At 63.2% G+C, this 21,850-nt stretch carries 18 protein-coding genes, 1 other RNA gene and 2 pseudogenes; 14 read left to right on the plus strand and 7 right to left on the minus strand.

The window, feature by feature from the left end:
• Positions 1-14: 14 nt before the first annotated feature.
• Positions 15-1,590: pseudogene (locus OKW30_RS04390) on the minus strand (formate dehydrogenase beta subunit).
• Positions 1,587-2,072: an NAD(P)H-dependent oxidoreductase subunit E gene (locus tag OKW30_RS04395; RefSeq protein WP_429346117.1), complete on the minus strand. Its 486-nt coding sequence runs from the start codon at positions 2,070-2,072 to the stop codon at positions 1,587-1,589. The pseudogene OKW30_RS04390 and the gene OKW30_RS04395 overlap by 4 nt, the downstream one beginning before the upstream one ends.
• Before the next feature lie 134 nt (positions 2,073-2,206).
• Here OKW30_RS04395 and OKW30_RS04400 point away from each other — a divergent pair.
• Together OKW30_RS04400 and OKW30_RS04405 are read left to right on the plus strand one after the other, a co-directional pair.
• Positions 2,207-3,288 (plus strand): annotated as a pseudogene (locus tag OKW30_RS04400) (substrate-binding domain-containing protein).
• Between the two features lie 130 nt (positions 3,289-3,418).
• A complete protein-coding gene (locus tag OKW30_RS04405; RefSeq protein WP_184070731.1) occupies positions 3,419-3,685 on the plus strand; it encodes a hypothetical protein in 267 nt (88 codons plus the stop codon).
• Positions 3,686-3,800: 115 nt separating this feature from the next.
• Here the strand turns inward: OKW30_RS04405 and OKW30_RS04410 are convergent, their stop codons facing one another.
• From OKW30_RS04410 to ompA, 5 genes are all read right to left on the minus strand, one after another.
• On the minus strand, positions 3,801-3,986 hold the full coding sequence (locus tag OKW30_RS04410) for a hypothetical protein (RefSeq protein WP_409340051.1): 186 nt from the start codon (positions 3,984-3,986) through the stop codon (positions 3,801-3,803).
• A gap of 312 nt (positions 3,987-4,298) precedes the next feature.
• Positions 4,299-4,668, minus strand: a transfer-messenger RNA (tmRNA) gene (ssrA, locus tag OKW30_RS04415).
• 144 nt (positions 4,669-4,812) lie between these two features.
• Positions 4,813-5,526: a phosphoglycolate phosphatase gene (gene gph / locus OKW30_RS04420; RefSeq protein WP_187628962.1), complete on the minus strand. Its 714-nt coding sequence runs from the start codon at positions 5,524-5,526 to the stop codon at positions 4,813-4,815.
• A 41-nt stretch (positions 5,527-5,567) separates the two neighbouring features.
• Positions 5,568-6,266, minus strand: a complete 699-nt coding sequence (ubiG, locus tag OKW30_RS04425) for a bifunctional 2-polyprenyl-6-hydroxyphenol methylase/3-demethylubiquinol 3-O-methyltransferase UbiG (protein ID WP_429346118.1) — start codon at positions 6,264-6,266, stop codon at positions 5,568-5,570.
• Between the two features lie 235 nt (positions 6,267-6,501).
• The gene (ompA, locus tag OKW30_RS04430; protein WP_090801331.1) at positions 6,502-7,149 is read right to left on the minus strand and encodes an outer membrane protein OmpA; all 648 of its coding nucleotides are present in this window, start codon (positions 7,147-7,149) and stop codon (positions 6,502-6,504) included.
• A gap of 474 nt (positions 7,150-7,623) precedes the next feature.
• On the opposite strand from ompA, the gene gyrA reads away from it, so the two are divergent.
• From gyrA to lapB, 12 genes are all read left to right on the plus strand, one after another.
• Entirely contained in the window at positions 7,624-10,254 is a 2,631-nt protein-coding gene (gene gyrA, locus OKW30_RS04435; RefSeq protein ID WP_184070728.1) for a DNA gyrase subunit A, read from the plus strand.
• A 123-nt stretch (positions 10,255-10,377) separates the two neighbouring features.
• On the plus strand, positions 10,378-10,983 hold the full coding sequence (locus OKW30_RS04440; protein ID WP_184027684.1) for a DUF2059 domain-containing protein: 606 nt from the start codon (positions 10,378-10,380) through the stop codon (positions 10,981-10,983).
• Between the two features lie 206 nt (positions 10,984-11,189).
• Positions 11,190-12,272, plus strand: coding sequence for a 3-phosphoserine/phosphohydroxythreonine transaminase (gene serC, locus OKW30_RS04445; protein WP_184070725.1), 1,083 nt, complete (start codon positions 11,190-11,192; stop codon positions 12,270-12,272).
• Positions 12,273-12,335: 63 nt separating this feature from the next.
• Positions 12,336-13,415 (plus strand): prephenate dehydratase, encoded by a 1,080-nt coding sequence (gene pheA / locus OKW30_RS04450; RefSeq protein ID WP_018421374.1) that lies wholly within the window; start codon positions 12,336-12,338, stop codon positions 13,413-13,415.
• A gap of 81 nt (positions 13,416-13,496) precedes the next feature.
• Positions 13,497-14,618 carry a histidinol-phosphate transaminase gene (gene hisC / locus OKW30_RS04455; RefSeq protein WP_429346119.1) on the plus strand — a complete coding sequence of 374 codons (1,122 nt, stop codon included), beginning with the start codon at positions 13,497-13,499 and terminating at the stop codon, positions 14,616-14,618.
• 62 nt (positions 14,619-14,680) lie between these two features.
• Entirely contained in the window at positions 14,681-15,622 is a 942-nt protein-coding gene (locus OKW30_RS04460; protein WP_429347723.1) for a prephenate dehydrogenase, read from the plus strand.
• An 18-nt stretch (positions 15,623-15,640) separates the two neighbouring features.
• Positions 15,641-16,945, plus strand: a complete 1,305-nt coding sequence (gene aroA / locus OKW30_RS04465; protein ID WP_184027696.1) for a 3-phosphoshikimate 1-carboxyvinyltransferase — start codon at positions 15,641-15,643, stop codon at positions 16,943-16,945.
• Between the two features lie 47 nt (positions 16,946-16,992).
• Positions 16,993-17,679, plus strand: coding sequence for a (d)CMP kinase (gene cmk / locus OKW30_RS04470; protein ID WP_187628965.1), 687 nt, complete (start codon positions 16,993-16,995; stop codon positions 17,677-17,679).
• A 164-nt stretch (positions 17,680-17,843) separates the two neighbouring features.
• On the plus strand, positions 17,844-19,577 hold the full coding sequence (gene rpsA / locus OKW30_RS04475; RefSeq protein WP_008921410.1) for a 30S ribosomal protein S1: 1,734 nt from the start codon (positions 17,844-17,846) through the stop codon (positions 19,575-19,577).
• Between the two features lie 21 nt (positions 19,578-19,598).
• Positions 19,599-19,922: an integration host factor subunit beta gene (locus tag OKW30_RS04480; RefSeq protein ID WP_006050255.1), complete on the plus strand. Its 324-nt coding sequence runs from the start codon at positions 19,599-19,601 to the stop codon at positions 19,920-19,922.
• Positions 19,923-20,220: 298 nt separating this feature from the next.
• On the plus strand, positions 20,221-20,514 hold the full coding sequence (locus OKW30_RS04485) for a LapA family protein (protein ID WP_013090140.1): 294 nt from the start codon (positions 20,221-20,223) through the stop codon (positions 20,512-20,514).
• Between the two features lie 70 nt (positions 20,515-20,584).
• A complete protein-coding gene (lapB, locus tag OKW30_RS04490; RefSeq protein WP_187617118.1) occupies positions 20,585-21,760 on the plus strand; it encodes a lipopolysaccharide assembly protein LapB in 1,176 nt (391 codons plus the stop codon).
• The last annotated feature ends 90 nt before the right edge of the window (positions 21,761-21,850 follow it).

A 21,850-nucleotide genomic window follows, 5' to 3' on the forward strand; every position in this document is an offset into this window, starting at 1 on the left:
GTGAACTCCTGGAGTCAGGCCGCGGCCGCTTTGGTGGCGTGGTCGGCAGTGGGATCGGCGGCGAGACCGAAGTCTTCAGGGAAATGATCGAGCGCGGACAGCACCGGATACGGCGTCATGCCGCCCATCGCGCACAGCGAGCCGGCTACCATCGTGTCGCACAGATCGCGCAGCAATTGCACCTGACGCGGCGACGTGTCGCCGTTGCGAATCCGCGCGATCACCTCGACGCCGCGCGTCGAGCCGATCCGGCACGGTGTGCATTTGCCGCACGATTCGAGCGCGCAGAAGTGCATCGCGTATTGCGCGAGCTCGGCGAGGTTCGAGGTGTCGTCATGCACGACGAGACCGCCGTGGCCGATCACCGCGCCGATCGCCGCATACGCCTCGTAGTCCATCGGAATGTCCCACTGGCTTGGCGGCAGATAGGTGCCGAGCGGGCCGCCGACCTGCACCGCGCGCGCCGGCCGGCCGCTCGCGGTGCCGCCGCCGAAGTCGTCGAGCAGTTGGCGCAATGTCACGCCGAACGCGAGTTCGACGAGGCCGCCTCGCTTGATGTTGCCGGCCAGTTGGAACGGCAGCGTGCCACGCGAGCGGCCCACGCCGAAGTCTTTATAGAACGCGGCGCCGCGCGCGAAGATGATCGGCACGGTGGCGAGCGTGATCGCGTTGTTGATCACGGTGGGCTGGCCATAGAGACCCACGAGTGCGGGCACCGGCGGCTTTGCGCGGACGATGTCCGCGCTTGCCTTCGAGCGATTCCAGCATCGCGGTTTCCTCGCCGCACACATACGAGCCCGCGCCTTTCGCGACGAACAGCTCGAAACGCTGCACGCTCGAGAGCACGCTGTCGCCGAGCCAGCCGGCTGTGCGCGCACGGGCGATGGCAGCTTCGAGCGTCGCGATCGAGTGCGGGTATTCGCTGCGCACATAGATGTAGCCGACGGTCGCGCCGGTCACGACGCCGGCGATGATCATGCCTTCGATGAGCACGTACGGATCGCTTTCCATCACGAGACGATCGGAGAAGGTGCCGGAATCGCCTTCGTCGGCATTGCAGACGACGTACTTCTGCGCGGCTTTCGCGCCGCGCACCGTGCGCCACTTGATGCCGGCCGGGAAGGCCGCGCCGCCGCGGCCGCGCAGACCGGATTCGATCAGCGCTTCGCAGGCGGCATCGGCGTCGGTTTGCAGGGCGTTGCGTAGGCCTTCGAGGCCGCCGTGCGCGACGTAATCGTCGATGGACAGCGGGTCGGTGATGCCGATCCGCGCGAAGGTCAGGCGTTGCTGCTTCTTCAGATACGGAATCTCGTCGACCACGCCGACGCGCCGCGCATGCTCGCCGCCCTCGACGAAGCCCGCGTCGAACAACGCGGCGACGTCTTCCACGTCGACATTCGCATAGCCGATGCGGCCTTCGGGCGTCGCAACTTCGACGAGCGGTTCGAGCCACAGCAACCCGCGCGAACCGTTGCGGATCAGTTCGATCGCAATGCCGCGGCGCGCGGCTTCGCTGGCGATGGCTTCGGCCAGCGCATCGGCGCCGAGCGCGAGCGCCGACGAATCTCGCGGAACATAGATGCGCGTCATGCCGGCACCTCCACGCATTTGCGGGCAGCGGCGAACAGCGCGTCGAATTTTTGCGGCGACACGCGCGCGTGCAGCGTGCCGTTGAGCATCATCGCCGGCGACAGCGCGCATTGGCCGAGGCAGTACACCGATTCGAGTTCCACCGTTGCGCCGTCATGGTGACCGGTGTCGAAGCGGCATCCGGTGTGCGCCTCGATGTGCTGGGCAAGCGCCTCGGTGCCCATGCTGCGGCACGCTTCGGCGCGGCACAGCTGCACCGTGACGGGCGCGGCAGGCGAGGTGCGAAAGTGATGGTAGTAAGTGATGACGCCGTGCACTTCCGCTCGCGACAGGTTCAGCGCGCGGGCGAGCGGTCCGACCGCCGCGGGTGGCACAAAGCCGAGTTCGTCCTGGATCGCGTGCAGGATCGTGATGAGTGTGCGGCCCGGCTGCGCGTGACGTTGCACGAGCTGATCCGGCGCCGTGGCGAGAGAATCGTCCAAAGGGGGGCTCCTCCGAAGCGATATATGCACTTGTTATTCATAATGCATGCACGTATGCTTCGCTTATTCGATATGGTATAGCCGAAAGATAGGCGGGCCGACCGGCGCGCGCAATAGGAAACAGTCAAACATATATGGTCAGGATCGAATGTCAGGTCGAGCTGGTGGTGAAGGGCGCGGATGGCCGCGAGGCCAGCCTGTCTGACGTGGTGCCGCTGCTCGCTCTCGTCGATGAATCTGGCAGCATTGCGCAGGCCGCGGCGCTTAAGGGTTTGTCCTATCGGCACGCATGGGGCTTGCTGCGCAGCATCGAGGAGCGGTTTGGTGGTCCTCTGATCGCGAAAGAGCGTGGGCGCGGCTCGGTGTTGTCCGAGCTCGGTCACGCGGTGCTGCGCGGGCAACGGCTCTGCGGCGAGCGGCTCGACGGCAATTTGCAGGCGCTCGCGAGCGAAGTGGCGAGCGATCTGAACCGCTGGCTTGCGCCCCCCGCCGATGACGTGCGCATCCACGCGTCGCACGGTTACGCGGTGGCCGCGCTTGTTACGGCGCTGGTCGCCAACGATCTGCCGGTCGAGATCAAGTACCGCGACAGCGCCGAGGCGGTCAGTGCGCTCGCGCGCGGCGAGTGCGATCTGGCGGGCTTTCATCTGCCGCTCGGCGAGTTCCGCGCGGTGTGCGCCGATACCTACCGGCGCTGGCTCGATCCGCAACGCCATGTGCTCGTGCATCTGACCCGACGCAAGCAGGGTCTGTTCATCGGCAAGGGCAATCCGAAGCGGATCGGCGGGCTCGGCGATCTGGCGCGCGACGACATCCGTTTCGTCAACCGCCAGCCGGGCTCGGGTACGCGGATGCTGCTCGATCTCGCGCTGCGACAGGTCGGTGTGGACCCGGACCGCGTCAACGGCTATGCATCGACCGAGCTGACGCACTCGGCGATCGCGGCGTTCGTCGCGAGCGGCATGGTGGACATAGGCTTCGGCGTCGAACCGGCCGCGCATCATTTCGGGCTCGACTTCATTCCGATCGTCGACGAGGACTATTACTTCGCGTGCGATCGCGCGCACCTCTCTCGCGCGCCGCTCGCGACGGTGATCAACCTGTTGCGCGGCAGCGCGTTTCACCAACGCGTCGAGCAACTCGCCGGCTACGATCCGTGCGACTGCGGGGCAGGCTCGTCGATCTGGACGAGGGGCTCGGCGGCGCGCTCGCGTAACGGCGGAGTAAGAGCCTGTAACCAGAAAAGCGGTGGCGCTCGGCGTGCGCGGCTGCGCAGCGCGCCGGTTTCGGCTACTCTCTTGGCTTCGTATCCGCCTTTACCGCGCGCCAAGCTGCGCTGAACCGACATGAAATCTCTTCTCCATGCATGTGCCGCTGCTGCCGCGGCTGGTGTGCTCTGTGCCACCGTCTCCGTCGCTTACGCGCAAAATTCGCCTGGCGTGCCGGGTGGCATCCTGACCGACGAATTCCGCATTAACGAGCATCCGCAGATGCCGTTCGCCGCGTCCGCCCCGTCGGACAAGTATCAGCACGGCCAACGTTCGAAGGCGCGCAAGCGCGGCGACATGGGAGATCCGAATGGCTGCAATTTGCAGTGCCCGAAAGACGAATAAGAATTGGCTCGGGCTTCGCTCGAGCTTCGAGGTTTGACGCAACGCCGGCCCTTGGGTCGGCGTTGTGCTTTGTGGCGGGGGCGATGGCGGCCCAGTTGCCGGCTGGAGTGGCTTCTTATGGCCTGGCGATGTGCCAGATTTCCTTGAAACCGTCCCCCTTTGCATCGCCCGCCTGCTTGTCGGTCGGCGCCGCCGTGGCCGCCGGCCAGTTGCTCATGCAGCCGCTGACGCCGGGCCTGGTGTCCTTGTCGAACGTGTGGAGCGTCATGCCGTCAGCGGTGACGAAGCGGCCGTCGGACAGTTTGGGCGGATCGGCAAAGGCACCGGGCGTGTAGCACGGGGAGTGCGAGCGGGGCCAGCAGAGCGATGGTCTTGCGCATGACGCAGGCTCCTGTTTTGGCGACGTGGTTGACGAATCACGACTCGCTTCGAGCTACGAGTATAAGCAACGGCCGCGGATTTACCGGGGCGTGTTGTGCGTCCCCGTTGAGTGAAGGGGAGATGTGTGGCCGGCCCGCAAAGCGTCGCAGACGGTGCCGAAAATAAAAAACCCCCGGCAGCGTTACGCTACCGGGGTTTTTTGGGGCCGTTCATCGCGAACGTTCCAGGTATTTGGTGGAGGCGGCGGGAATCGAACCCGCGTCCAGAAGTCCTCTACGACCAGTTCTACATGTTTAGTTCTGTCTTTTGATTTAACCACAGCGACGCGGACGAACACGCTGCGCTACGGCGGTTCACTAAATTTTCGACCCGGACGTCGTGACGCCGCCAAGGCTTAACTGACGTATATGACCTCTGTCGGTATTGCTACCGGTCTTGCGACACTAGCCCGTCAGTGAACTAGGCAGAGGACGGCGGCCCTTAGGCTGCCAGTGCGAACGTATCGTCGTTTGCAGTTACGTTTTTCCCATTGATTAACGAGGTGACGGGTCCTCGACATGCCCTAGCCGCTTCGCAACCCCTGTCGAAACCAGGTCGCCCCCGCGGTTCGTTGCTCACATATGTGAGCCAAAGGAGATTTTACAATAGATCGAGGGCTGCGTCGTGCGTCTTTGGTGGCTGCTGAATGGTGCAACATGGTTAACAAGAGTGCGGGCCGGGACCTTCAGCCGATCTGTCTGACTTTGTCAGCCGATGTCGCGCAGCAGGGTTTGCAACTCGGCCGTCGATTCTACGACGTGTTGCGCGTGCCACCGTGTCGGCGGAATGTCGTTGCCGCAATAGCCGTACGCCGCGGCGACGGTCTTCATGCCGGCGGCAAAACCGGCCTGCACGTCGCGCAGATCGTCGCCGATATAGACGACGCGCTCCGGCGCGATGTCCAGCTCACGCGCCGCGTGCAGCAATGGCGCGGGGTGCGGCTTCGAATGCGGGGTCGTGTCGCCGCTCACCACGCAGCTGGCGCGCTCCTCGAGACCGAGTTGCGCGACGAGCGGCTCGGTAAGCCGCGCGACCTTGTTCGTGACGATGCCCCAGCGCACGCCGCGCGCGTCGAGTTCGTCGAGCACTTCCGCGATACCCGGAAAGAGCGTCGTCTCGATGCACAGATCTGCTTCGTAGTTCGCGAGAAACTCCTCGCGCATCGATGCGAATTCGTGATGATCGGGCCCGATGCCGAACGCCCCGCAGATCAGTCCGCGCGCTCCGGCTGAAGCCAGCGGGCGCAGCTTCTCGAGCGGCACCATCTCGAGCCCCCGGTCGTGGCGCATCTTGTTGACGGCGGCCGCGAGGTCGGGCGCCGTGTCGGCAAGCGTGCCGTCGAGGTCGAAAAGCACGGCGAGGCAAAAGCCGAGCGTGTCGTCGTTGTCTTCGCGTTGCGGCAGGGGAGTCGGGTCGCTCATTGTTCGTTTCGGATACGGCGGATCGGGGCGGTTCGGGCAATTCAGGCGTCGCGGCGACAGGCGAGCATATAGTTGACGCTCGTGTCGGACGACAGCGCGAAAAGCTTGCTGAGCGGGTTGTACACGATGCCCTTGATGTCCGCCGTGCGCAGCTCGGCGGCGCGCACGAAGCCGGCGAGCTCCGACGGGCGGATGAAGCGCGCGTAGTCGTGCGTGCCCATCGGCAGCATTCGCGCGATGTATTCGGCGCCGATCACCGCGAACAGATACGACTTGACATTGCGGTTCAGCGTGGAGAAAAACACCCAGCCGCCCGGCTTCACGAGATTCTTGCAGGCCTCGACGATCGCGGCCGGCCTGGGCACGTGCTCGAGCATTTCCATGCAGGTGACCACGTCATAGGCGCCCGGTTCGCGTGCGGCCAGCGCCTCAGCCGCGATTTCTTCGTAATCGACGGTTACACCGCTTTCAAGACTGTGAAGATCGGCGACACCGAGTGCCTGCGTCGACAGATCGATGCCCTTCACATGAGCGCCCAAACCTGCCATCGATTCCGACAGGATGCCGCCGCCGCAGCCGATATCGAGCACCTTTTTGCCGGCGAGATGGGCGTGGGCGTCGATCCAGCTTAGACGAATCGGATTCAGTTCGTGCAGCGGCTTGAATTCGGCGTTCGGGTCCCACCAACGATGCGCGAGGTCGCTGAATTTCTGTAGTTCGTGAGGATCGGCGTTGGTCATGGTGAAGGCTGCCTCGATGAAAGCGGTGAGCGGACGCTCGAGGATAAACCCTGAGTATATAGGGCGAGAGAAAGAGCGGCAAAAGCGCGTCGGGTAGCGGGCGCTGATGCAAGCTGCGAGCCGCTGGTAGCGGAGCGGGACGCTCCTGCGTCGCGCATCACGTCAGGTCGCGGTACCCGCGCATAAAAAAAGCCCCGCCGAAGCGGGGCTTTCGATACTGCGGTAATTTTCCAGCTTACTGCTTCGGCGTACCGACAACTTCGACTTCCACGCGGCGGTCCGGTGCGAGGCAGGCGATGAGTTGCTTGCGGTTCTTCTGGTTGCAACCGGTGGTAACCGGGTTGCGCGGACCCTTGCCTTCCGTGTAGATACGGTTGGCTTCGACGCCCTTGCTGACCAGGAAGGCCTTCACAGCTTGAGCACGACGCAGCGACAGACGGTCGTTGTAGGCGACGGAACCGATACGGTCGGTGTGGCCCGTAGCGACGACGACTTCGAGGTTGATGCCCTGGATCTTCGATGCCAGTTCGCTCAGACGTTCCTTGCCGGCCGGCTTCAGGATTGCCTTGTCGAAGTCGAACAGCGCATCAGCTTGATACGTAATCTTTTCGCTGGAGATAGCCGGAGGCGGAGGGACCGGTGCCGGCGGGGTCGGAGCCTGAGCAACCAGAGCGCCGTCGCACTTGGCGTTAGCCGTTGCGGGCGTCCAGAATGCATCGCGCCAGCAAAGCTCGTTCGTGCCGTTCATCCACACGTATTCGCCAGTACCATTCACCCAGTTGTCGTTGGTAGCTTGTCGCGACGCCGGCACCGACTGCGCCATGGCGGATGCAGCCATAACTGCGGTAGCTGCAATGAACGCGAGCTTTGAAAGTTTATTCATATTTCTCCTCTCGAAATTGAGATTACCGCAGGTTTACTGCGAGCCTGTTGACGAAGACCAGTCATACATTGCTCGAAGTATAACATTGGTGCGGAACAAAAACCGTTTGTGTAGACTTCGAGCAGTGTCTGACTCTTTGTGCGTTGGCATTTTGCCATATCGTTCCCTTCCGACGAAAAAAAAATCCGCCCCCGATCAAATCCCCCTCCAATTGTGGTGCATGCGCAACAAATGTTTTCGTCTGAGCGGTCCGCCGGCTCTGGCTGAGCGGCGAATTGGTCCCATGCAGGAATCGAGCCTGACGAGACTGAAATTGTGCGATCGGCGAGGTGTTGGCGGGCGCCCCTCTAATATGTATACGTACCTTCGTCGGGCGTGGATTCGTGGCATGTTAGAATCGCGTGATGCGTTGCGCTTGCAATGCTTACGCGAAGAAGCGGCGAAACCCGCCTTCGCACGTAAAAGATACGGATAATGGATCAATTCGCCAAAGAGACTCTGCCAATCTCCCTTGAGGAGGAAATGCGCCGTTCGTATCTCGATTACGCGATGAGCGTGATCGTAGGGCGAGCGCTTCCCGATGTCCGCGATGGCCTGAAGCCGGTGCACCGGCGCGTGCTGTTCGCGATGCACGAGCTGAACAACGACTGGAACCGCGCCTACAAGAAGTCGGCGCGTATCGTCGGCGACGTCATCGGTAAATACCATCCGCACGGCGACACCGCTGTCTACGACACGATCGTACGGATGGCGCAGGACTTCTCGCTGCGCTACATGCTCGTCGACGGCCAGGGGAACTTCGGTTCCGTCGACGGCGACAACGCCGCGGCGATGCGTTACACCGAAATCCGCATGGCGAAGATCGGCCACGAACTGCTGGCCGATATCGACAAAGAAACGGTCGACTTCGTGCCGAACTACGACGGCAGCGAGAACGAGCCGGCCATCCTGCCCGCGCGCATCCCTAATCTGCTGATCAATGGCTCGTCCGGCATCGCGGTCGGCATGGCGACCAATATCCCGCCGCACAACCTCAATGAAGTCGTCGACGCGTGTCAGCATCTGCTGAAAAACCCGGAAGCGACGATCGACGAGCTGATCGAGATCATCCCCGCGCCCGACTTCCCGACCGCCGGCATCATCTACGGCGTGGCCGGCGTGCGCGACGGCTATCGCACCGGTCGCGGCCGCGTCGTGATGCGCGCGCTGACGCACTTCGAGGAAATCGACCGCGGCCAGCGCATGGCGATCATTGTCGATGAACTGCCCTATCAGGTGAACAAGCGCTCCCTGCTCGAGCGCATCGCCGAGCTCGTCAACGAGAAGAAGCTCGAAGGCATTTCCGACATCCGCGACGAATCCGACAAGAGCGGCATGCGCGTCGTGATCGAGCTGAAGCGCGGCGAAGTGCCCGAGGTCGTGCTGAACAATCTGTACAAGGCGACCCAGCTTCAAGACACGTTCGGTATGAACATGGTCGCGCTCGTCGACGGCCAGCCGAAGCTCCTGAATCTGAAGGAAATGCTGACGTGCTTCCTGTCGCATCGCCGGGAAGTGCTGACGCGGCGCACCGTCTACGAACTGCGCAAGGCGCGCGAACGTGGTCACGTGCTCGAAGGTCTCGCGGTTGCGCTCGCGAACATCGACGAATTCATCGCGCTCATCAAGGCCGCGCCGACACCACCGATCGCCAAGCAGGAGCTGATGTCGCGCGCGTGGGATTCGTCGCTCGTGCGCGAAATGCTGTCACGCGCCGAGTCGGAAAACGCGTCGGCGGGCGGTCGCGAAGCTTATCGTCCGGAGGGACTGAACCCGTCGTTCGGCATGCAGACCGACGGCCTTTACCGTCTGTCCGATACGCAGGCGCAGGAAATCCTGCAGATGCGCCTGCAGCGACTGACCGGTCTCGAGCAAGACAAGATCATCGGCGAATACCGCGACGTGATGGCGCAGATCGCTGACCTGCTGGACATTCTGGCTCGCCCGGAACGCATTTCGGCGATCATCGTCGGCGAACTCACGTCCATCAAGGCCGAATTCGGCGATGCGCGTCGCTCGAAGATCGAGTTGAACGCGACCGAGCTGAACACCGAAGACCTGATCACGCCGCAGGAAATGGTCGTGACGATGTCGCACGCGGGCTACGTGAAATCGCAACCGTTGTCCGAATATCGAGCCCAGAAGCGCGGTGGTCGTGGCAAGCAGGCCACTTCCATGAAGGAAGACGACTGGATCGACACGCTGTTCATTGCCAATACGCACGACCACATCCTGTGCTTCTCGAACCGCGGCCGTGTGTACTGGGTCAAGGTCTACGAAGTGCCGCAGGGTTCGCGCAATTCGCGCGGCCGGCCGATCGTCAATATGTTCCCGCTGCAAGAAGGCGAAAAGATCACGGTCGTGCTGCCGGTCAAGGAGTTCTCGGCCGACAAGTTCGTGTTCATGGCGACCGCGTTGGGAACGGTAAAAAAGACGCCGCTGGAAGCATTTAGCCGGCCGTTGCGCAAGGGTATTATTGCGGTCGGTCTCGATGAGGGCGATTACCTGATCGGCGCCGCGATCACCGACGGCCAGCACGACGTGATGCTGTTCTCGGATTCGGGCAAGGCAGTGCGCTTCGACGAAAACGACGTGCGTCCGATGGGCCGCGAGGCGCGCGGCGTGCGCGGCATGCAACTCGAGGACGGCCAGAACGTGATCGCGTTGCTGGTGGCCGGCGACGAGCAGCAGTCGGTGCTCACCGCAACCGAGAACGGCTACGGCAAGCGCACCCCAATCACCGAGTACACGCGTCACGGCCGCGGCACGAAGGGCATGATCGCAATCCAGACGTCGGAGCGTAACGGCAAGGTCGTTGCCGCGACGCTCGTGGACCCGGAAGCGCAGATCATGCTGATTACCACTACGGGCGTGCTGATTCGCACGCGCGTGTCGGAAATTCGCGAAATGGGACGCGCAACGCAAGGTGTTACACTCATCAGCCTTGACGAAGGGACCAAGCTGTCCGGTCTGCAGCAGGTAGCGGAGGCCGAGGGCGAGTCGGAAAGCGATTCCGACGGCTCCGCTGAAGGTGATAACGGCGGTGAGGGCGGCGGCGCGGCTTGATCCGTGCCAGCGGCTTTCAGTCTCAGTTAATACGTTGAAGCTACGCTGCGGGTCACGGCGTATCGGGCCGGTACGCTTCCCGTGTGGCGTGCAGTTCAAGTTAATTTCTCTTAGGGAGTAGTGATGCAAAAACGATTCAAACAACTGATGTTGCTGGCTGCCATCGTGCCGACCTTCGCCATGGCTCAAGCGCTGCAGAACCAGGCGCCTGCGGCTCCGGCTGCCGCAGCAGCACCGGTTGATCCGGCCAAGCAAGCTGCCATCAAGGAGCTGCTCGACGCCATCGATGCGCAGAAGCTGGTTGGCGCAATCGGCAACAGCGCGCAGATGCAGGCCAAGCAGCTCGTTCCGGCAATCCTGTCGGACGCGCTGACCGAGAACAAGACGATGACGGACAAGCAGAAGCAGGCCGCCGTGCCGACGCTGCAAAAGAACGCGGTGCCGAAGCTGGTGGACAGCGCGGGCCAGGTGTTCGCGACCGACTCTTTCCGTCAGGACGCGATGCAATCTCAGTACGACGCGTACGCGAAGTACTACAGCACGTCGGAAATCAAGGATCTGACCACGTTCTACAAGAGCCCGACCGGTCGCAAGTTCATCCAGGTGCAAGACCAGGTTGGCCGCGACGTCGTGAACGGTCTGATGCAGAAGTACATGCCGGAATCGATCAAGGCAACGCGTGACCAGGCCGACAAGGAAGTCGCATCGGTCAAGCCGGCTGCCAAGTAAATTCCGCTCGCAGGCTGCGCTGATCAGCCGGCCTGTCGTCGCGCCCGCTGGGCCACCCGGCGTGGCGGGTTGGCGGCGACAATGCGATAATGGTCGTTTGCGCACTGGCGCAGACGGCCATTATCTTTTTCGGCGAGCCATTTCGCAGCTCTTTTCGCCGATTCCCGCGCGACTTCGTTATTTCGCGCCCGCTTCCAGGACCTCACATGCGCGTCTTTAATTTCTCCGCCGGCCCGGCGGCCATGCCTGAAGAAGTGCTGCGCCAGGCAGCCGACGAGATGCTGAATTGGCAAGGCAGTGGTATGAGCGTGATGGAAATGAGCCATCGCGGCAAGGAATTCATGTTGATCCACGAGGAAGCGCTGACCGATCTGCGCGAGTTGCTGCAGGTGCCGGCAAGCCACCGCATCCTGTTTCTGCAGGGCGGCGGCCTCGGCGAAAACGCGATCGTGCCGATGAACCTGCTCGGCTCGAAACCGCGCGCGGATTTCGTCATCACCGGCTCGTGGTCGGAGAAATCGTTCAAGGAAGCGCAGAAATACGGCAGCGTGCATCTCGCCGCGACCGGCAAGACAGCCGAGGGCTTCACCCGCGCGCCGGCGCGCTCGGAATGGCAGCTGTCGGACGATCCGGCTTACGTGCACTTGTGCACCAACGAGACCATTCACGGCGTCGAAACCTTCGAGATTCCCGACCTCGGCGATACTCCGCTCGTCGCGGACGCGTCGTCGCATATCCTGTCGCGCCCGATGGACATCGCCAAATACGGCGTGCTATTCGGCGGTGCGCAGAAGAACATCGGCATGGCCGGCGTGACGGTCGTGATCGTGCGTGAGGACATGCTCGATCGCGCGATGCCGATCTGCCCGTCGGCGTTCGAATGGAAGACCGTCGCCGAGAACAATTCGATGTACAACACTCCGCCCACCTACGCGATCTATATCGCCGGGCTCGTGTTCAAGTGGTTGAAGAAGCAGGGCGGCCTCCTGGCGATGGAGGCACGCAACCTCGAAAAATCGAAGCTGCTGTACGACACGATCGACTCGAGCAGCTTCTATCTGAACAAGGTCGAGCGTGGCTCGCGCTCCCGGATGAACGTACCGTTCTTTCTCGCCGACGAGTCGCGCAACGAAGATTTCCTGTCCGGCGCGAAAGCGCGGGGATTGGTGCAGCTAAAGGGCCACAAGTCCGTCGGCGGCATGCGGGCGTCGATTTATAACGCCGTCCCGCTCGAAGGCGTCAAAGCGCTTGTCGAATACATGAAGGAATTCGAACAGCGCAGTGCCTGAGCCACACTGACCGGCAGGCGTGCGCATCTTTTCCAGCATTTACCCGGCAAAGCCGTTTTACGCATGGACGACGAACTCAATACACGACTCAAACCTCTGCGCGATCGCATCGACGCGCTCGACGCGCAGCTGATCGCGCTCCTGAACCAGCGCGCGTCGGTCGCGCTCGAAGTCGGGGAGGTCAAGAAGCATTTCAACGCACCGGTGTTCCGACCCGAGCGCGAGATGCAGGTGATCGCGCGCCTGCAGGAGATGAGCGCGGGGCCGCTTGCGGACGAACACATCAGCGCGATCTGGCGCGAGATCATGGCCGCAAGCCGCGCGCTCGAAAAGACCATCAAGGCCGCATACCTCGGGCCCGTCGGCACCTATAGCGAACAGGCGATGCATGAGTACTTCGGTCAGTCGATCGAAGGGCTGCCGTGCCCGTCGATCGATGAAGTGTTCCGCTCGGTCGAGGCGGGCGCCGCCGACTACGGGGTCGTGCCGGTCGAGAATTCGACCGAAGGCGCGGTGTCGCGCACGCTGGATCTGCTGCTGCAAACGCAGCTGACCATCGGCGGCGAACTCGCATTGCCGATTCATCACAACCTGCTCACGCAAAACGGGCTCGCCGGCGTCACGCGCGTGTGCGCGCACGCCCAGGCGCTCGCGCAATGCCAGCGCTGGCTGTCGACCAACGCGCCGCATCTCGAGCGCCAGGCGGTGTCGAGCAACGCGGAAGCTGCACGGATGGCAGCCGAAGATCCGACCGTCGCGGCCATCGCCGGCGACCGCGCCGCGATCCACTACGGCCTGCAGGTCACCAACGCGCTGATCCAGGACGATCCGCACAACCGCACACGCTTCGTCATGATCGGCAAGCAGCCGACCGGTCCGAGCGGCTACGACCAGACCTCGCTGATTGTGTCGGTCGTGAACGAACCCGGTGCGATGGTCAAGCTGCTCGAGCCGCTGGCGCGCCACGGCGTGTCGATGACGCGTTTCGAATCGCGCCCGGCGCGCGTCGGCACGTGGGAGTACTACTTCTATATCGACGTCGAAGGCCATCGCGACGACCCGGCCGTGGCCGCCGCGCTCGCCGGGCTCGGCGAGAAGGCCGCGTTCCTGAAAATACTCGGCTCGTATCCGCGCGCCCGGTAAGGGCTGGCAGCGCAGTCCGGGCGGCGCCAAGTGCACTGCCCGAACGCATATTTCACGATCCATCGTCGTTCGGAGATTTTCATGACAGCGTCTTTCGGCCCTTCCTATGTGCGTGCGATCGCGCCGTACATCGCCGGCAAGCCGATTTCGGAAGTGGCCCGCGAGTTTGGTCTCGACGAGGCGAGCATCGTGAAGCTGGCATCGAACGAGAATCCGCTCGGCATGCCGGAATCCGCGCAGCGCGCGATGGCGCAGGCGATCGCCGACCTCGGCCGCTATCCGGACTCGAACGGTTTCGAACTGAAGGCGGCGCTCGCCGCGCGCTACGGCGTGCCGGCCGAGTGGATCACGCTCGGCAACGGCAGCAATGACATCCTCGAACTCGCCGCGCACGCGTTCGTCGAGAAGGGCCAGGCGGTAGTGTTCTCGGAGTATTCGTTCGCGGTCTATGCGCTCGCAACGCAAGGCGTCGGCGCGCGCGCGATCGTCGTGCCGGCCGTGCACTATGGTCACGACCTCGACGTGATGCTTGCCGCGATCGACGACGACACGCGTCTCGTGTTCGTCGCCAATCCGAACAATCCGACCGGTACGTTCGTCGACGGTCCGACGCTCGAGGCGTTTCTCTGCAAATTGCCGCGCCATGTGGTCGTCGTGCTCGACGAGGCGTACACCGAGTATCTGTCGGCGGACAAGCGCTATAACTCGATCGACTGGGTGCGCCGCTATCCGAACCTGCTGGTGTCGCGCACTTTCTCGAAGGCGTTCGGCCTGGCGGGCCTGCGTATCGGCTTCGCGATCGCGCAGCCCAGCTTGACCGATCTGCTGAATCGACTGCGTCAGCCGTTTAACGTCAATACGCTCGCGCAGGCCGCGGCGATTGCGGCACTGAACGACAGCGCATTTCTGGAAAAGAGCGCGGCGCTGAACGCGCAGGGCTATAAGCTTCTGACCGAGGCGTTCGACAAGCTCGGTCTCGAATACGTGCCATCCGAAGGTAACTTCGTGCTCGTGCGCGTCGGCGGTGACGACGAAGCCGGCGCCCGGGTGAATCTCGCGCTGCTGAAACAGGCTGTGATCGTGCGACCGGTCGGCAACTACGGTTTGCCGCAGTGGCTACGCATCACGATCGGCCTGCCGGAGGAAAACGGAGCGTTCCTCGCGGCGCTCGAAAAGACGCTTGCCGAGCCTGCCGCTGCGTAAGCATTGCTTCCTTGATCCCGCGCGTCGGCCGGCAGGAGCGGCGCGCTTATTGTCCGTATTGTGTGAGCGACGTGGCCGCGTTTTCTTTTAACAAGCTGGTGATTTTCGGTGTCGGCCTGATCGGCGGATCGCTCGCGCGCGCGTTGCGTGAACGCGGCAAGGCCGGTGGGGCACGCACGGTGGTTGGGGTGGGACGGACGTCCGCGTCGAGCGGGCGCGCGTTGGCGCTCGGGGTGATCGACGGCGCCGCGGCGCTCACCGACGACGCCGCGCTGCGCGACGCGCTAGCGGGCGCGGACTTCGTGCTGCTCGCGGCGCCGGTCGCGCAGACACAGCCGCTACTCGAACGCATCGCGCTGCATCTCGACGCCAACACGATCGTCACCGACGCGGGCAGCACCAAGTCCGACGTGGTCGCCGCCGCGCGCGCGGCGCTCGGTGCACGGATCGGCCAGTTCGTGCCGGGCCATCCGATCGCCGGCCGCGAGTCGAGCGGCGTCGACGCCGCGTTGCCCGATCTGTACGTGAACCGCAACGTCGTGCTGTGCCCGCTGCCGGAGAACGCGCCGGAAGCGGTCGAGCGCGTCGCGGCGATGTGGCGCGCCACCGGCGCCTTGGTGCGCGAGATGACGCCGCAGCAGCACGACCGCGTGTTCGCGTCGGTCAGTCATCTACCGCACGTGCTGTCGTTCGCGCTCGTCGAACAGATCCTCAGTTCGCCCGACGCCGCTTTGAAGTTCTCGTTCGCGGCGGGCGGATTCCGCGACTTCACGCGCATCGCCGCGTCGAGTCCGGAGATGTGGCGCGACGTCTGCGTCGCCAATCGCGCGGCGCTGCTCGACGAACTCGACGCGTATACCGCGGTGCTCGCGCGCCTGCGCACGGCGATCGAGGCCGGCGACGGCGCCGCGCTCGAAGCGGTGTTCGCGCGCTCGCGCGTCGCGCGCAGTCAGTGGCAGGAGCAGCGCGCGGCTGGCGTGGCCGCCAGCGACGCGTCCAAATAACCGGAAACTGGACACATCATGGAATTCCTCGATCTCGGACCTTTTTCCCGTGCGTCCGGCACGATTCGTCTGCCCGGCTCGAAGAGCATCTCGAACCGCGTGCTGCTGCTCGCCGCGCTCGCCGAAGGCGAGACGACGATCACGAACCTGCTCGATTCCGATGACACCCGCGTGATGCTCGCCGCGCTCGAAAAGCTTGGCGTACGTCTGAAGCGCGACGGTGACACCTGCGTCGTGACCGGCACGCGCGGCGCGTTCACCGCGCGAACGGCCGACCTGTTCCTCGGCAACGCGGGTACGGCGGTGCGTCCGCTGACCGCGGCCCTCTCCGTGAACGGCGGCGACTACCGGATCCACGGCGTGCCGCGCATGCACGAGCGGCCGATCGGCGATCTCGTCGACGGCCTGCGCCAGATCGGCGCGAAGATCGACTACGAACAGAACGAAGGCTATCCGCCGCTACGCATCCGTCCCGCCCAGATCACGGCCGACGCGCCGATCCGCGTGCGCGGCGACGTGTCGAGCCAGTTTCTGACCTCGCTGCTGATGACGCTGCCGCTCTTGCGCACCGCGAGCGGCGTCACCACCGTGCAGGTCGACGGCGAGCTGATCTCGAAGCCGTACATCGAGATCACGATCAAGCTGATGGCGCGCTTCGGCATCGACGTCGAGCGTCACGGCTGGCACCAGTTCGTGGTGCCGGCCGGGCAGCGTTATCAGTCGCCAGGCGCGATCATGGTGGAAGGGGATGCGTCGTCGGCGTCGTATTTCCTCGCCGCGGGAGCGCTCGGCGGCGGCCCGCTGAGAGTGGAAGGGGTGGGCCGCGCGAGCATCCAGGGTGACGTCGGCTTTGCCGATGCGCTGATCAAGATGGGCGCGAACCTGCAGATGGGCGAGGACTGGATCGAAGTGCGCGGCGTCGGCAACGACCATGGCAAGCTCGATCCGATCGACATGGACTTCAACCTGATCCCCGACGCGGCGATGACGATCGCGGTCGCCGCGCTGTTCGCGGACGGCACGACCACGCTGCGCAACATCGCAAGCTGGCGCGTCAAGGAAACCGACCGCATCGCCGCGATGGCGACCGAGCTGCGCAAGGTCGGCGCGAAGGTGCAGGAGGGCGAGGATTTCCTCGTCGTCACGCCGCCCGAAAAGCTCATCCCGAATGCCGCGATCGACACCTACGACGACCACCGTATGGCGATGTGCTTCTCGCTCGTGAGCTTGGGCGGTGTGCCGATCCGCATCAATGACCCGAAGTGCGTCGGCAAGACGTTCCCCGATTATTTCGAGCGCTTCACGGCGCTCGCGCAACCCTGATGCAATCCAGATTCGCGTGCGAATCGCCCGATGTGCGACATTTTTAGATGAAACCGATCCGTCCCTTTCACCAGACGCCCGTCATTACGATCGACGGCCCCAGCGCCTCCGGCAAAGGCACTGTGGCCGCGATGGTGGCCGCCAACCTCGGCTTTCACCTGCTCGACAGCGGCGCGCTCTACAGGCTCGCGGCACTCGCGAGCCTGCGCTACGGCATCGCGGCGGACGACGTCGACGCACTTGTCAAACTGATCGACGACCTCCATATCACGTTTCGCGAGGGGCTCGCGCAGCTCGACGGCGTCGATGTATCGACCGAAATTCGTGCCGAGGAAGTGGGCGGCTGCGCCTCGGCGATCGCCGTTCACGCGCAGGTGCGAACCGCGCTGGTGGCGCGTCAGCGGGCGTTTCGCAAGGAGCCGGGGCTCGTCGCCGACGGGCGCGACATGGGCACCGTGATCTTTCAGGATGCCGTGCTGAAGGTGTTCATGACGGCGAGCGTCGAGGCCCGCGCGACGCGCCGGCATAAGCAATTGATCCAAAAAGGATTTTCTGCTAATATAGATGACTTGCTCCGGGATTTGCGTGAGCGCGACGAGCGTGACAGTCAGCGCGCGGCCGCGCCGCTCAAGCCCGCGGCGGATGCAAAACTGCTTGATACCTCCGCATTGTCGGTCGACCAGGCGGTCGAGCAGGTGGTGCAATGGTATGAAGCGCTGGTCCCGCATGCGTAACTGAAACGGTCATGCGGTAGTGGCCAGACAGCGGCAGTCCTGTTGTTGGTAGGTGCTTCGCGATGGTCGCGAAGCGTTGTTTTTTTAACCCTTTAACCCCGCGTGGCGTTCGCGTATTTGCCGCAGTTGCTGACCAGTCCGGTGAGCCAGGCGTTGCGAAGACCATGCAAACTCTGATTTTTATGTCCGACCTGCAAACCTCTACCCCGAATACCGAATCTTTTGCGGCTCTGTTCGAAGAGTCGCTGACCAAGCAGGACATGCGCGCTGGCGAAGTGATCTCCGCGGAAGTCGTGCGTGTCGACCACAACTTCGTGGTCGTGAACGCTGGTCTGAAGTCCGAAGCCTACATCCCGCTCGAAGAGTTCCTGAACGACGCGGGCGAGGTAGAAGTGCAGGCGGGCGATTTCGTTTCCGTCGCGATCGACGCGCTGGAAAACGGCTATGGCGACACCATCCTGTCGCGTGACAAGGCGAAGCGTCTGGCTTCGTGGCTGTCGCTGGAAAAGGCGCTGGACAACAACGAACTCGTAACCGGCACGATCACGGGCAAGGTCAAGGGCGGTATGACCGTGATGGTCAACGGCATTCGCGCGTTCCTGCCGGGTTCGCTGGTTGATACGCGTCCGGTCAAGGACACCACCCCGTACGAAGGCAAGACGCTCGAATTCCGCGTCATCAAGCTCGACCGCAAGCGTAACAACGTCGTGCTGTCGCGCCGCGCTGTCATCGAGGCAACGCAAGGCGAAGAGCGCGCGAAGCTGCTCGAAACGCTGAAGGAAGGCGCGATCGTCGAAGGCGTGGTCAAGAACATCACCGACTACGGCGCGTTCGTGGACCTCGGCGGTATCGACGGCCTGCTGCACATCACGGACATCGCTTGGCGTCGTGTGCGTCACCCGAGCGAAGTTCTGTCGGTTGGCCAGGAAGTCACCGCGAAGATCCTCAAGTTCGACCAGGAAAAGAACCGCGTTTCGCTCGGTATCAAGCAACTGGGCGACGATCCGTGGGAAGGCATCTCGCGCCGTTACCCGTCGGGCACGCGTCTGTTCGGTAAGGTCACCAACATCACCGACTACGGCGCATTCGTCGAAGTGGAATCGGGCATCGAAGGCCTCGTCCACGTGTCGGAAATGGACTGGACCAACAAGAACGTTGCTCCGTCGAAGGTTGTCCAATTGGGCGACGAAGTCGAAGTCATGGTTCTCGAAATCGACGAAGACCGCCGTCGTATCAGCCTCGGCATGAAGCAGTGCAAGCCGAACCCGTGGGACGACTTCAGCCGCAACTTCAAGAAGGGCGACAAGATCAGCGGCGCCATCAAGTCGATCACCGACTTCGGCGTGTTCATCGGTCTGCCGGGCGGCATCGACGGTCTGGTTCACCTGTCGGATCTGTCGTGGAGCGAAACCGGCGAGGAAGCCGTTCGCAAGTACAAGAAGGGCGACGAAGTGGAAGCGATCGTTCTCGGCATCGACGTCGAGAAGGAACGTATTTCGCTGGGTATCAAGCAGCTCGAAGGCGACCCGTTCAGCAACTACGTTGCAATGAACGACAAGGGTTCGGTCGTCGACGGTACTGTCAAGTCGGTGGACGCGAAGGGTGCTGTGGTCCAGCTGTCGGGTGAAGTCGAAGGCTACCTGCGTGCTTCGGAAATCGCCCAGGACCGCGTGGAAGACGCTCGCAACGTGCTGAAGGAAGGCGACAAGGTCAACGCGATGATCATCAACATCGATCGCAAGTCGCGTGGCATCAACCTGTCGATCAAGGCGAAGGATTCGGCTGAGCAGCAGGAAGCCATCCGCGGTCTCGCTGCTTCGGATTCGAGCGCAGCCGCTACCGGCACGACGAACCTCGGCGCGCTGCTGAAGGCCAAGCTCGACGGCCAGAACCAGTAAGCCTGAGAGGTCTGCTGCAGTATGACCAAATCGGAATTGGTCGCCCAGCTGGCTACGCGGTTTCCGCAACTTGTTCTCAAGGATGCGGATTTCGCGGTGAAGACGATGCTCGATGCGATGTCGGAGGCACTTGCCAAAGGTCATCGCATCGAAATTCGAGGCTTCGGCAGCTTCGGGCTCAACCGCCGTCCCTCCCGCGTTGGACGCAATCCGAAGTCGGGCGAGAAGGTGCTGGTACCTGAGAAGTACGTACCGCACTTCAAGCCAGGCAAGGAATTGCGCGAGCGGGTGGATCGTCGCGCGGGCGAGCCGCTGAAGGCCGAAGAGCCGGATGACGACCTTTAATGAGTCCGCTGTGCGTCTTGCAGCGTGGCATAGCTAGCGTCAGCGGCCAAAGCCAGTCGGCAAAAGACCAGGAAAAGCGCCTTCGGGCGCTTTTTTTTCGACCATCGTTTGAGAAGAGGGCGCCTTCCGGTGCGGCCTTTGCATTTCGCGAATCACCCGTCAGTGCGCCATCCCGCCACTTGCTGCCCAGCCCCGAGGTCATCCATTACAATACGGGTCACTTCGGCGCGGGCAACACCGTGGCGCGACGCGTCATCGAGCCGGCGTCACCCCGCAACTGCCGTCAAGAGATCTATTCATGAAATTTATCGTCTGGCTGATCCGTGTGCTGGTGTTCGTGCTGCTGCTGGTGCTGGCGCTCTCCAACACGCAACCCGCTACGCTGAATTTCCTCGCCGGCTACGTCTGGTCGGCGCCTCTGATTTTGATCGGTCTCGCGTTTTTCGTGATCGGCTTGCTCGCGGGGCTCGTGTCGGCGATGCCGGCCGTCGTACGTCTGCGCATGGAGAATGGCCGGCTCAGGCGCGAGTTGCGCGTGGCGCGCGAAACTCCAGCCGTCGTCGAGCAGCCGCCGATGCCGCCGCTGATCTGAACTCCGTTGCGCCGCGCGCTCTGAGCGCGGCTTTTCGTTTTTCGCTTTCCCGCACATTTGCATTAATCGCATGGATCTAGACTTCTGGTGGCTGCTGGTCATACCCGTCGCATTCGCGTTCGGCTGGATGGCGGCGCGCTACGACCTCAAGACGCTGCTGTCCGAGAGCGCGAACCTGCCGCGGTCCTATTTTCGCGGCCTGAACTTCCTGCTCAACGAGCAGCCCGACCAGGCGATCGACGCATTCATCGAGGTCGTCAAGCTCGACCCTGAAACGGTCGAATTGCATTTCGCGCTCGGCAATCTGTTCCGCCGGCGCGGCGAAACGGATCGAGCGATCCGCGTGCATCAAAATCTGCTGAGCCGCGCGGACCTGCCTGTCAGTGAGCGCGATCACGCGCTGTACGAACTCGGCCAGGACTTCCTGAAAGCGGGTCTGCTCGACCGTGCCGAGGAAACCTTCCGCTCGCTGCAGGCGGGCGATTACGCACTCGGCGCTCAACGCGCGCTGTTGACGATCTACGAGATCGAGAAGGACTGGGTCAAGTCGATCGATACCGCGCGACATCTCGAAACGATGGGCGCGCCGTCGCTCGAGAAGGAAATCGCGCAGTTCCATTGCGAACTTGCTCAGGAAGCGCTGCAGCAGAAGAAACCGGACGAAGCGCGTCATCAGCTCGGTCTCGCGCTGAAGGCGAACCCGACCAACGTGCGCGCGACGATCCTGTTCGGCGACGTCGACGCGGCCGGCGGCGCGTCCGAAGCGGCGATCGGTCAATGGCGCGGCGTCGAGGAGCAGAACCCCGCGTATCTGCCGCTCGTCGCCGAGAAAATCATGAAGGCGTATGAAGCGCTTGGCCGCGCGCAGGAGGGCGCCGATCTGCTGACCACGTGGGTCGACCGTCATCCGAGCAACGATCTGCTCGACGTCGCGTATCAGTACGTCGCGTCGCTGCGCGGCGCCGATGCCGCGCATGCGCTCGCGCGCACGCAGATGCAGAAGTCGCCGAATCTGGCCGGCATGACGCGTCTGCTCGAAGCGCAGCAGGCCGTCGCCGAAGAGCCGCGGCGCAGCGAGCTCGAACTGATGCACACACTGATCCGCCAGCGCACCAAGAATCTGCCACGCTATACGTGCCAGAATTGTGGTTTCCGGGCGAGGCTTTTCTACTGGCAGTGCCCCGGATGCAGCGGTTGGGAAACCTATGCACCGCGCCGCGTCGAGCCGATTACCGCGTCGAGTTGACGCCGCACGGGCGGCTTTGGCCGCGTCGGCGTTCATTGCGACGCAACCGCTCCGCGAATTTCGCAACGAGTTTATCGCCGGCCTCATGAG

Source organism: Paraburkholderia sp. Clong3 (genome assembly GCF_050436485.1).
GTDB lineage: Bacteria > Pseudomonadota > Gammaproteobacteria > Burkholderiales > Burkholderiaceae > Paraburkholderia > Paraburkholderia tuberum.

Excerpts from the sequence above, each read along its gene's own strand:
- ubiG (WP_429346118.1), bottom strand. The coding sequence starts at position 6,266 with ATGACCAACGCCGATCCTCACGAACTACAGAAATTCAGCGACCTCGCG.
- gyrA (WP_184070728.1), top strand. The coding sequence starts at position 7,624 with ATGGATCAATTCGCCAAAGAGACTCTGCCAATCTCCCTTGAGGAGGAA.
- cmk (WP_187628965.1), top strand. The coding sequence starts at position 16,993 with ATGAAACCGATCCGTCCCTTTCACCAGACGCCCGTCATTACGATCGAC.
- lapB (WP_187617118.1), top strand. The coding sequence starts at position 20,585 with ATGGATCTAGACTTCTGGTGGCTGCTGGTCATACCCGTCGCATTCGCG.
- pheA (WP_018421374.1), top strand. The coding sequence starts at position 12,336 with ATGGACGACGAACTCAATACACGACTCAAACCTCTGCGCGATCGCATC.
- serC (WP_184070725.1), top strand. The coding sequence starts at position 11,190 with ATGCGCGTCTTTAATTTCTCCGCCGGCCCGGCGGCCATGCCTGAAGAA.
- OKW30_RS04405 (WP_184070731.1), top strand. The coding sequence starts at position 3,419 with ATGAAATCTCTTCTCCATGCATGTGCCGCTGCTGCCGCGGCTGGTGTG.
- hisC (WP_429346119.1), top strand. The coding sequence starts at position 13,497 with ATGACAGCGTCTTTCGGCCCTTCCTATGTGCGTGCGATCGCGCCGTAC.
- OKW30_RS04480 (WP_006050255.1), top strand. The coding sequence starts at position 19,599 with ATGACCAAATCGGAATTGGTCGCCCAGCTGGCTACGCGGTTTCCGCAA.
- ompA (WP_090801331.1), bottom strand. The coding sequence starts at position 7,149 with ATGAATAAACTTTCAAAGCTCGCGTTCATTGCAGCTACCGCAGTTATG.
- aroA (WP_184027696.1), top strand. The coding sequence starts at position 15,641 with ATGGAATTCCTCGATCTCGGACCTTTTTCCCGTGCGTCCGGCACGATT.
- gph (WP_187628962.1), bottom strand. The coding sequence starts at position 5,526 with ATGAGCGACCCGACTCCCCTGCCGCAACGCGAAGACAACGACGACACG.
- rpsA (WP_008921410.1), top strand. The coding sequence starts at position 17,844 with ATGCAAACTCTGATTTTTATGTCCGACCTGCAAACCTCTACCCCGAAT.
- OKW30_RS04440 (WP_184027684.1), top strand. The coding sequence starts at position 10,378 with ATGCAAAAACGATTCAAACAACTGATGTTGCTGGCTGCCATCGTGCCG.
- OKW30_RS04485 (WP_013090140.1), top strand. The coding sequence starts at position 20,221 with ATGAAATTTATCGTCTGGCTGATCCGTGTGCTGGTGTTCGTGCTGCTG.